This window comes from Ruminococcus hominis, assembly GCF_014287355.1.
Taxonomy (GTDB): domain Bacteria; phylum Bacillota; class Clostridia; order Lachnospirales; family Lachnospiraceae; genus Schaedlerella; species Schaedlerella hominis.
The window spans coordinates 2,813,534-2,826,166 of sequence record NZ_JACOPE010000001.1 but is presented as its reverse complement, the minus strand read 5'-3'; the positions used below and the strand labels follow the sequence as shown (position 1 = coordinate 2,826,166).

General features: G+C 38.7%; 4 protein-coding genes. All 4 read left to right on the top strand.

What is annotated here, in order from left to right:
• The first annotated feature begins 164 nt into the window (after window positions 1-164).
• From H8S40_RS12630 to H8S40_RS12615, 4 genes are read left to right on the top strand one after another with little or no spacing between them, the layout of a single operon-like run.
• Window positions 165-1,913 (top strand): MATE family efflux transporter, encoded by a 1,749-nt coding sequence (locus H8S40_RS12630; RefSeq protein WP_186865346.1) that lies wholly within the window; start codon window positions 165-167, stop codon window positions 1,911-1,913.
• Window positions 1,914-1,925: 12 nt separating this feature from the next.
• On the top strand, window positions 1,926-10,907 hold the full coding sequence (locus H8S40_RS12625; RefSeq protein WP_186865345.1) for a non-ribosomal peptide synthetase: 8,982 nt from the start codon (window positions 1,926-1,928) through the stop codon (window positions 10,905-10,907).
• Between the two features lie 17 nt (window positions 10,908-10,924).
• A complete protein-coding gene (locus H8S40_RS12620) occupies window positions 10,925-11,224 on the top strand; it encodes an STAS domain-containing protein (RefSeq protein WP_022074721.1) in 300 nt (99 codons plus the stop codon).
• A gap of 39 nt (window positions 11,225-11,263) precedes the next feature.
• Window positions 11,264-12,604: a sodium-dependent transporter gene (locus tag H8S40_RS12615; protein WP_186865344.1), complete on the top strand. Its 1,341-nt coding sequence runs from the start codon at window positions 11,264-11,266 to the stop codon at window positions 12,602-12,604.
• The last annotated feature ends 29 nt before the right edge of the window (window positions 12,605-12,633 follow it).

Sequence of the window (12,633 nt, the reverse complement as noted above, 5' to 3'; positions counted from 1 at the left end):
CCGCCGCAGGCGCAAGAATGTGCAAAGCACATTCTTTCTTATTGTCAGAAAATTAACAAGAATGGAACGGTATAAAATTTGGATGTTCAGAAAATTCGTGATATAATTTAACAAATTTATTAAAATAAATAGAACGGAAAAATTATACTGAAAAAGGAGAGAGTATGACGCAAAAGAGGAATAACAGATTATTAAATACAAAGTTAAATAAATACATAATTCCCGGAATAATGATGTCACTGGCGCTTCAATTGGGAAATATAGTCGATACCATTTTTGTCAGTAATTTAATAGGTGTGGATGCGATGGCAGCGGTTACGATGAGCCTGCCGGTTGAAACAGTTATCCAGCTTGTTGGTTATTGTCTTGGAGTCGGAGGCTCCATTGCAGCAGGTATCATGCTGGGAAGACGTGATAAGGAGACCGCTTCAAAACTGTTTTCAGCAACCCTTACAGTGACTCTTATTGTGGGGATTATTTTTTCTGCCGCTGCATTTTTTACAGCTGATCCAATTGCAAAAGCACTGGTATCAGATGGCGGTGTTTTAATGCATTACACAAGAGATTATATTTTGGTAAGCATGCTGGGTGCACCGGTAATCGGGGTAGGATTGTTGATGGTGAATTATCTTGGAGCGGAAAATCATCCGGAGCTTGCATCGGCATATCTGATTGCTGCAAATGTAATCAACCTTGTGCTCGATTATATTTTCCTTAAATACACTCCGATGGGAATTAAAGGGGCAGCATTATCTACGGTACTCGGCTTCCTTTTAGCAATGGTGATTTTCATTCTTTACATTCGTTCAGATAAACGAAACTTAAGTTTTGTAATTCTCAAAGCCAAAGATTTTGTAATACTAAAAGAAGCAATCGTAACGGGAATTCCAATGCTTGTTTTCATGGCGACCAATTTCGTGAAAGCACTCGGGCTGAACTTGATTATTATGCGCCTGATCGGAGAAGTTGGAATGGCAGTATTCACAGTTTGTGATAATGTTCTTATGATCGTGGAAATGTTAACAGGAGGAATCATTGGTGTGATTCCAAATGTTGCCGGAATCCTTTACGGAGAAAAAGATTTTGTCGGAATCCATGTTCTTTGCAAAAAGATGCTGAAATACAGCTATATTGTTCTGGCTTTGGTATTTGTCTGTATCATGGCATTTACTGAGCAGATTACGATTTTATTTGGAAGTGGAGGCGGAGAGCTGGGAGCACAGATGGTGAGTGCGCTTCGTCTGTTCGCATTTTGTGCAGCACCGTATTTGTGGAATAAATTTATGGTAAGCTATTACGAATCAATCGAAGAGACATCCATCGCAAGTTTTGTTACACTTCTTGAAAATGCAGTTGTATTACTTCCGGTAACATTTGTCGGAATCTTTGTATGGAAACAGATTGACGGAATCGGAATCAATGGTATTGCAATCTCATTTGTTATTACGGAGTTCTTAACTGTGATCGCAGCAAATATATACAGAAAAATCAAATATAAAGAATCTACATTTTATATTATTCCAGAGCAGAATCCGGGAATCAACCTGGACTTTTCGATTAAAAGCAGATTGGAAGAATCGAAGGATGTTCATAGAAAAATCAAGGAATTCTGTATAGAAAATAATGTATCGGGAAGCAGGGCAAATCTTGCTGCTGTGTGTGCAGAAGAAATGACGGTAAATATTATTAAATTCGGATGGAAATCTTCGAACTGGATTGATATTAATCTCTGTCTGGAAGAGGATATTTTAAACTTGAGAATCAGAGATAACGGAGTGAATTTTAATCCTTTGGAATATAAAAATGACAGCGAAGAATTTGATATTCATGGAATAGAACTTGTAAAGAAGATTTCAAAATCGATGAATTATATTCGTGCAATCGATATGAATAATACAATAATATCTTTTTAGGAGGTGCGAAAGATGACGGCAATCAATGAAAGTAATGTTGAATTTAAGTTTCGCCCGGTGACAAAATTATTTGAAGAGCAGGTGGCTCTTCATCCGGACAAGCTTGCAGTTGTGACAAGTAAGGAAAGCTTTTCATATTCGAAATTAAATGAAAGAGCGAATAGAATTGCAAATGCACTCATCGAAAAGGGTGTGCAGGCCGAGACGATCGTAGGAGTTATTCTTGAGAGATGTTGTGATTTCTATGCAGTACGACAGGCAATTTTAAAAGCAGGAGGAGCATTTACGGTTGCGGCGCCGGATTATCCGGATGATAGAATCCAGTACATTTTTGAGGATGCCGGAATTCCTTTTGTAATTACGACAAAGGAGATTGAAAAGGAGAGACAGGATTTATTTACAAAGCTCGACTGCAAGGTGCTGTTTCTTGAAGAGCTTCTTGAAAATGAAAATGCAGAAAATCCGGATGTTGAAATAAAAGAGAATGATCTTTGCTACTGTATCTATACTTCCGGTTCAACAGGAAAGCCAAAAGGAGTTATGATTGAACATGTGAATCTGGCGAACTTTGTGAACCCAGATCCGAAAAATGCGGAAACCTTTGGATATGTAGACAAAGGCTCGGTTTCTCTTTCTATGGCAGCAATGACATTTGATGTATCGATTCTTGAAGAATTTGTTCCACTTACAAATGGTCTTACAGCGGTTATCGCAAGTGAAGACGAAATTAATAATCCAATTATTCTCGGAGATTTAATTGTAAAAAATAAAGTCGATATTATGACGACAACGCCTACATATTTGTCAAACATCATTGACCTGCCACAACTTACAGAGGCAATGTCCCAGATTAAGGTTTTTGATATCGGAGCAGAAGCATTTCCACCGGCACTTTATGAAAAGATCCGTCTGGTAAATCAGAATGCTTATATTATGAACGGGTATGGTCCGACAGAGACAACGATAAGCTGTACCATGAAGGTAATAACAGACAGTCAAAAAATTACAATCGGCGCTCCAAATGGAAATGTGAAGGTATTTATTGTCGATAAAGAGAATCATATCCTGCCGGACGGAGAAACCGGTGAGCTTGTTATAGCAGGTCTTGGAGTCGGCAGAGGATATGTGAATCTTCCGGAGAAAACGGCGGCTGCATTTATCGAATTGAATGGAGAACGTGCATATAAAACAGGAGATCTTGCGAAAATCAATTCCGATAATGAAATAGAGTTTTTCGGAAGAATGGACAATCAGATCAAGCTGCGAGGACTTAGAATCGAGCTTGGTGAGATAGAAGAAGTGATAAATAGCTTTGAGGGCATTCTTACAAGTATTACAATCCCGGTAGATAATCAATATTTATGCTGCTATTTTATTGCAGACCATGATGTTGATACAGAAAAGCTTATGGAATATGCTTCAAAATCACTCGCACATTATATGGTGCCGGAGGTATTTATACAGCTTGAAAAGATGCCAATGACACAGAATGGAAAAGTCGATAAGAAAGCATTGCCAAAGCCGGTTTCAGCACCGACAAATTTAAAAGCAGCAGAAACTCCGATACAGAAAAAGATTTTTGAAATTGTTTCTGAAATTGTAGGAAATGATTTCTTTGGAATTGATACCAGCCTTTACAAAGCAGGGCTTTCTTCCATCAGTGCAATGAAGCTGTGTATTTTACTTTCAGATGAGTTCAAAGTTACTGTGAAAACAGGCGATATCCATGACAATAATACGATTGAAAAACTTGAAAAATACATCATGCTTGCACCGAAGCTTGGAACCTATGAAAAACGTGAGGTTTATCCGCTTACAGGATCTCAAAAAGGTATTTTTGCTGAGTGTAGCAAAAACCCAGACAGCACAGTTTATAATATACCATTCCTTTTTGAACTGGAAAATGCGATTGATGAGCAGAAGTTGGCTGATGCACTTACAAAAATGGTAAATGCACATTCCTATCTGCTTACAAAAGTATATCTCAACAGTGACGGAGAGATGGTGCAAAGACCGGGAGAAGATACGTTTATACCAAAGATTATCAAGACTACAAACAGTGAGTTTGAAGCATTAAAAGAAAATCTGGTACGTCCGTTCAAGCTTGAGAAGGGGCGTTTATTCCGTGCGGAAATTTATCTTACGGAAGATAAAAAATATTTGTTTACAGATTTTCATCATATCATTGCAGATGGTAATTCTTACGATATTATTTTTGAAGATATCAATAAGGCGTATTGTGGTGAAAAACTTGAGAGCGAAACCTACACAGGATTTGATGCAGCTCTTGATGAAGAACAGCAGATGAAAGAAGGCAAATATAAAAAGGCCGAGAAATATTACGACAGCATTTTCGAAGGTGTTGAAACAGAGTCGCTTCCGCTTCCGGACGTTTCGGGAAAAACTCCTGAAAAGGGAATTACGTCAAGAGAAGTAAACATTCCGGAAGAGAAAATTCGTGCTTACTGTGAAAAAACAGGGGTTACGCCAAACACATTATTTACAGGATTATTTGGTATTCTTGCAACAAAATATTCAAATTCCGAGGAAAGCCTTTTTGCAACGATTTACAACGGACGAAATGACTCCCGACTTGAAAACACAGTCTGCATGCTTGTAAAAACACTTCCTGTATACTGTGCCTTTGAGGAGAAAACGACAATACAGACATATATGGCAGAGCTTTCAGAACAGCTTATGTCATCGATGGCAAATGATATCTTCCCATTCTATGATATCTGTGCAAAATATGGTATAAATTCAGATTTGGTTTTTGCATATCAGGCAGAGTTAAGTGATGATTATCCAATCGGAGATACGATTGCGAGAGGACAGGATCTGTCGCTTGATATGGCGAAGATGCCACTGCTTATTCAGGTAAGAGAGTATGATCACGAATATGTACTTACTGCAGAATATAGAAGTGACATGTACAGCAAAGCGTTTGTTGATGGAATGCTTGAAGCCTATGAAGCAGCAATGGATTCGATGCTTAAGTCAAAATATATTTCAGAGATTTCTGTGATTTCACAAAATGCAGCAAATCAAATTGCAACATTTAACAGTACAGAAAATGATTACGGCAGAAGCAAAACTATTTTCGACATGTTTTCTGAAATGGTCCGGGAGATACCGGAGCGTACAGCGGTAGTATTTAAAGATAAGAGATATACATACAAGGAACTGGATGAGATCAGTGACAGGCTTGGAAAATATATTGCATCACTTGGAATCGGCAGGGAGGATGTAGTGTCAATCCTCATTCCACGTTGTGAATATATGGCAATCGCACCGCTTGGAGTGATAAAAGCAGGTGCCGCATATCAGCCACTTGATCCGACTTATCCAAAAGACAGATTAATGTATATGCTTGAAGATGCACAAGCGAAGCTTCTGATCGTCGACAGAGAATTACTTCCGCTGGTTGATGGTTATGAAGGAAACGTATTGTACATGGATGAAATTCTGCAGATAGAAGATCGTGATATAAAGCTGAAAGAACCAGAGCTGCATGATCTGTTCATCTTACTCTATACATCCGGTTCAACTGGTGTTCCGAAGGGATGTATGCTTGAGTACGGTAATATTACTGCATTTAGTCATTGGTACAAAAAATATTATGAACTTGATTTTGATTCAAAGGTTGCAGCTTATGCATCATTTGGATTTGATGCATGTATGATGGATATTTACGGAACAATTGCAAATGGAGCCGAGCTTCATATTATTCCGGAAGAAATCCGCCTTGATTTTATTGCATTAAATGATTATTTTGAGACAAATGGTATTACACATTCCTTTATGACAACTCAGGTCGGAAGACAGTTTGCAATGGAGATGGATTGCAAGAGCCTGAAATATTTATCTGTAGGAGGCGAGAAGCTTGTTCCTTGTGAACCGCCAAAGAATTTCAAGTTTTTTAACGGTTATGGACCTACAGAAAACACGATTTTCACAACTATATTTGAAGTAGATAAATATTACAATAATGTACCGATAGGTAAAGCACTTGATAATAATAAGCTTTATATAACAGATAAATTTGGACATCTGCTGCCATATGGTGCATGTGGTGAGCTGATGATAGCCGGCTGGCAGGTTTCCAGGGGATACCTCAACAAACCTGAGAAAACGGCAGAAGTATATACAAAAAATATTTATGACGATGAGGAAGGATACGAGGTTTTGTATCATTCCGGAGACGTTGCAAGATATCTGCCAGATGGAAATATCCAGATTATCGGAAGAAAAGATTCACAGGTTAAGATTCGTGGATTCAGAATTGAACTTTCAGAGGTTGAGGAAGTAATCCGAAGATACGAAGGTATAAAAGATGCGACGGTAGTTGCATTTGATGATCCGTTCAGTGGAAAATATATTGCAGCTTATGTTGTATCAGACAGCATAGTAGATATCAATGCATTAAATGATTTTATCAAAGAAACAAAACCACCATATATGGTTCCGGCTGTTACAATGCAGATTGATAAGATTCCGTTGAACCAGAATCAGAAAGTAAATAAAAAGGAACTTCCAAAACCGGAAAAGAAAGTAGAAGAAATCATCAAGCCACAGAATGATATCCAGCAGAAAATCTTTGATTGTGTTGCAGAAGTATTAGGATACACAGAATTTGGAATTACAACAGATATTTTTAGTGTCGGACTTACATCTATCAGTGCGATTAAATTAAATATGCTGATTTCAAAGGAGTTTGATATTGTTATCAAAACATCAGATATCAAAGATAATCCGACAATTGAGAAGCTGGAAGGATTTGTACAAAAAGCAGGAAAGACATCAAAGAGAGAAATTCAAGAGATTTATCCGCTTACAAATACGCAGGAAGGAATATTTATCGAATGTACTGCTAATATGGGTACAACAATTTATAATATCCCATATCTGTTTAAACTGGATAGAAAAGTAGATTTGGATAAGCTGGCGAAAGCAATAGACAGTACGGTTGAAGCACATCCTTATCTCAAGACAAATCTCTTTATGGATGAGAATGGAGATGTTCTTCAGAAACGTGATGACGATTTAGAGTACAAAACACAGATTATTGACGGAATGGATAAAGAGACGCTTGTTCGTCCATATATGCTATTTAACGAACAGCTTTTCAGATTTGAGATTCACAGAACAACAGCCGGAAATTATTTGTTCCTGGATTTGCATCACATTATTGCAGATGGTACCTCTCTTGAAATTATCATCAATGATATTAACAAGGCGTACAGTGGAGAAACTCTGAAAAAAGAAGAATATACATCGTATGAGCTTGCACTGGATAACCGTGATGCTTTGAATAGCGATACATATAAAAATGCAGAAGATTATTATAGATCAGTATTTGAAAAAGCCGGCGGAAGTATAGCATTTTATCCGGATAAATCGGGTGCTGTTCCTACAGCAGAAATGTATCACAGAGAAGTTTCAGAGATTTCAGTCCAGAGCGTAAAAGATTTTTGCAAGAAGAACGGAATCACAGAAAATGTATTTTTCATTGCAGCATTTGGACTTACACTTGGAAAATATAATTTCAAAGAGAATGCTGTTTTCACAACAATTTACCATGGAAGAAATGATTCGAGACTTTCTGATACAGTCGGTATGCTTGTAAAAACGCTCCCGGTTTACTGTGATTTTTCAGGACAGACGCAAGAATATCTGGCAGATGTCCGGCAACAGCTTATGGATTCTATGAACAATGACATTTATCCATTTTCACAGATTAGCCGTGAGTTTAATATCAAAGCAGATGCCATGGTGATTTATCAGGGTGATAACTTTGAATTTGATACAATAGGAGGTGAATTCGCTTCTGAAGAACCGGTACATTTAAATGCTGCGAAAGCACCTGTTTCCGTAAGTATTTCTATTGTAAGAAATAAATTTGTCTTTGAAATTGAATACCGTGGAGACATGTATCGTGAAGAGACGATGAAATATCTCGCAGATAACCTTGAGCTTGCAATTGACGGGCTGACGAAGGAAGAGAAAGCATCCGATATCAGATTGTTATTTGAAGAAGAGACTAAGATGGTGGATGTTCTGGAGCATGCAGGAAAAACATTTGTTGAACTGTTTAAAGAGACTGTTACAAAATATCCGGATAAGGCAGCGGTGAAGGATGAATTTGGAGAGCTCACTTACAAAGAACTCGATAGAATGTCCGATTATGTTGCACAAAAGCTTACAGAAAATGGAGTTGGAAGAGAAAAAGTTGCAGGTATTTTGTGTGGAAGAACAAAAGAATTTACAGTTGCTTATCTAGGGGTTATGAAAGCCGGTGGTGCATATGTTCCGCTGGATCCGGAGTATCCGCAGAGCAGGATCGAATATATGCTGACAGATTCAGGAGCAGAGAATTTGCTTGTAGTAAACAAGTATCGTGATCTGGTTGCATTTTATGATAAAAATATCATCAGTCTTGATGAAGTGGCAGAAGAGGCAAAAGAGTTTGAGCTTTCAGTAGAACTTACTCCTCCGAAGCCGGAAAATCTGGCGTATATGATTTATACCTCAGGTTCAACCGGAAAGCCAAAGGGTGTTATGATCGAGCATAGAAATTTATTAAATCTGATAGAATATCTTGTTTCATCAAGGAAAATGACACCTGATTTTATAGTTGCAGAGTTTGCAAGCTTTTGCTTTGATGCATCGGTTGTGGATTTGTTCGCTCCACTTACCGTTGGGGCAATGCTGTACATTTTACCGGAAGGTATCAGAAAAGATGCGGTTGCAGTTGCGAAGTTTGTAAGAGAAGAAAATATTACGACCCTTACGATTCCGACGCAGATTGGAGAACTGGTGACAGAATTACTGGAAGAAGCTCCGGCACTTCGCTTTGCAACACTTGGCGGTGAGAAATTCAAACATTATAGAAATCGTACTTATCAGATGGTCAATGGATATGGACCAACAGAAAATACGGTTTCATCAACAGAATTTTTCGTTGATAAGCAGTATGAAAATATACCGATTGGAAAATCGCAGACAAATATCCGAAGCTATATCGTAGATAAAGATTTGACCAGACTTCCGGTAGGCGCATCGGGTGAGCTGTGTCATGCAGGAAGACAGATTGCAAGAGGCTACCATAATCTTCCAGAAAAAACAGCCGCAGCGTTTGTTGAAAATCCATTCTCAATTTGCGAGGAAGATAAACGTCTTTACAGAACCGGAGATATGGTCCGCATGAAAGGAGACGGAAACATAGAATACATCGGTCGAATCGATTCACAGGTAAAAATCAGAGGATATCGAATCGAGCTTGGCGAGATTGAGGGAGCGATAGTGAAATATGATTCTGTTCAAAATGCGGCTGCCAAAGTAATTGAAAAAGGCGGTAATAAATATATTGTTGCTTACTATATGGGCGTAAGCATTTCCGATGAAGAAATGAAAAACTTCTTAGAGCCGCTTATCCCGGATTATATGATGCCGTCCTTCTTTGTTCATCTTGATAAGATGCCTGTAACACCGGGGGGCAAGATTGACAAAAAGGCACTTCCTGAACCAGAGATGAGTGTAGAAAGAAATAGCTATGTCGAACCGGTTACAGCTGTTCAGACAGAGCTTTGCGGTATTTTTGAGAAAGCACTTGGTATTGATAAAGTAGGAATCGAGGATAATTTCTTTGATCTGGGTGGTTCTTCTCTTACTGCATCAAAGGTGGCAATCATGTGTCTGTCAAAGAATATCGGTATTGTATATGCAGATATTTTCAAATATCCTACAGTGCATGAGCTTTCTGCAATGCTTGGAAATGATGAAGCAGTGGAAGATACTACAGGAGGCAATGAATTTTCAAATTACAGCTATAATAAAATACAAAGTGTGATAAGTGGAAATATCGAAGAAAATGTTGACCTTGTGACAAAAGAAAAAATCGGAGATATCATGATCACAGGAGCGACCGGATTCCTTGGAATACATATTTTGAAGGCATATCTGGATCATTATGACGGAAAGGTTTATTGTCTTGTACGCAAAGGCTCATATGAATCACCGGAAAAACGAATGATGAATATGTTGATGTATTATTTTGATAATCCGTACAAAGAAATGTTTGAAAAGCGCATCGTATGTGTGGACGGAGATATTACATCAAAAGAAGATGTCGACAGATTAGCAGAATACAAATTCCAGACATTAATTAACTGTGCAGCGTGTGTAAAACATTTTGCGGCAGGCGATGTTCTTGAAAAAATAAATGTAATAGGAGTAGAAAATCTGATTGATTTATGTAAAAATAATGCACGTAGACTGATTCAGATATCAACAGTCTCAGTCAGTGGTGAAGGATCAGACGGCGTACCGCCGATGTCGAGAGTTTTCTGTGAAAATGATTTATACATCGGACAGAACATTACAAACGAATATATCCGTACAAAATTTATTGCAGAAAGAGCTGTACTTGAAGCGGTTGCAGATGGTCTTGACGGAAAGATCATCCGTGTAGGTAATCTTATGAGCAGAGATTCCGATGGTGAATTCCAGATTAACTTTATTACAAACGGTTTCCTGCGAAGCCTGAGAGGTTATAAAGCAGTTGGAAAATTCCCGGTAGGAAGTATGCATGAAGTGACAGAATTTTCACCGATCGACTCTACAGCACTTGCAGTTTTGAATCTGGTACAGACGGACAGAAGATTTACCGTATTCCATGCATGCAACAGCCATCATATCTTTATGTCAGATTTGATCTATGCAATGCGTGAACATGGATTTAAGATCGATATTGTAAAAGACGAGGAGTTTGAGACTGCAGTAAAAGAATTTGCAAAAACAGGACAGGATTCTGATGCTGTTTCAGGTCTTATCGCATACACGTCACACAATGAAAATGAAATCTATACGCTGGATTACGGCAATAGATTTACATCACAGATTCTTTACAGATTAGGTTACAAATGGCCTATTACAGATGACAGATATCTTGAAAGTGCGATTGAGGCACTGGACAGACTTACATTTTTTGATTAATTTAAGGAGAAAAATTCATGGAAATTATTAGTAAAACAGATGGGACGAAAACAACAATGGAGATTGTAGGATGGCTGGATACACAGACAGCCCCACAGTTAGAAGAAGAACTTTCAAAGCTTACAGACGAGATCACAAGTCTTGTATTTGATTTCGCAAAGCTTGAATACATTTCATCAGCAGGTCTGCGGCAAGTAATTGCCGCATACAAAAAGATGCAGAATAAGGACGGATTTAAAATTATAAATGTGTCTGACGAAGTCTTTGATGTGTTCAGTCTTACAGGATTTGATCAGAAAATTGATATTGAAAAATAAGACATGTGCTTACAAATCAGGTGAGAAGGGATACAGAGGATGAAACATAAAAGTCATGAGAGGGATGGTTTTAAAAGTAAGACAGGATTTGTTTTAGCATGTATTGGTTCAGCAGTCGGTATGGGGAATATATGGAGATTTCCATATATGGTATCTGACTGGGGCGGTATGACATTTTTAATTCCATATATTTTATTTGTAATTTTGATTAGTTCTTCCGGTGTGATCGAAGAGATGGCATTGGGACGTGCAGCCAAAGGCGGACCGATCAAAGCATTTGGAACGTGTACGCAGATGCGGACAGGAAAGCGAAAGCCGGGAGAAATAATCGGTGTTTTGCCGGTCCTTGGGTCGTTTGCACTGGCGATTGGATATACGGTTGTAGTTGGCTGGATCTTTAAATATGCATTTCTGGCATTGACCGGTAAAGTTGCAGCAATGGGACAGGACATGGACATAATCGGTGGAATGTTCGGAAGTACAGCAAAAGTCTTTGGCAACAATTTGTGGCTGGTGATTGCAGTGATCGTGACAGCCGTTATCATGGCATTTGGAATCGCAGGAGGAATTGAGCGGGCGAATAAAGTCATGATGCCATTTTTGTTTATCATGTTTTTAGGGCTTGGAATTTATATTTTCACATTGCCGGGAGCAGAGGCCGGTTATCGTTATATATTTACAATCGAGCCAAAAGGCCTGTTAGATATTAAGTTATGGATATATGCATTCGGACAGGCATTCTTCTCGCTTTCAATCGCAGGAAACGGAACGGTGATATATGGTTCTTATTTAAGTGAGGAAGAGGATTTGGTGAGTTCTGCAAGAAATGTAGCGATTTTTGACACAATGGCAGCATTGCTCGCAGCATTTGTGATTATTCCGGGGATGGCAGTCGGCGGAGCTGAATTATCTTCAGGCGGTCCGGGACTTATGTTTATCTATTTGATCAACGTATTTAACGGAATGCCGGGCGGTAAGCTTGTAGGAATCATTTTCTATCTTTGTGTATTATTTGCCGGAATGAGTTCGCTGGTTAATCTGTATGAAGCTCCGGTAGCAACATTGCAGGAAAAATTCGGATTAAAAAGATTCTCGGCAGTTGGTGTGATCGCAGTGATCGGATGCGCTGTTGCACTGCTTATTCAGGGAATCGTTTCAGGGTGGATGGATGCAGTTTCAATTTATATTTGTCCACTTGGTGCAATGCTGTCAGCAATCATGTTCTTCTGGATTGCAGGAGAAGAGTTTGCTTTGCAGGCAGTAAACAAAGGCAGAGATAAGAAGATTGGAAGATGGTTTGTTCCGGTCGGAAAATATGTGCTGGTTCCATTAGCATTTCTGGCGTTGGTAGCCGGAGCATTGCTTGGTGGAATCGGGTGAGAAAAAGGAGATATTGCAGAGCAAGAGGC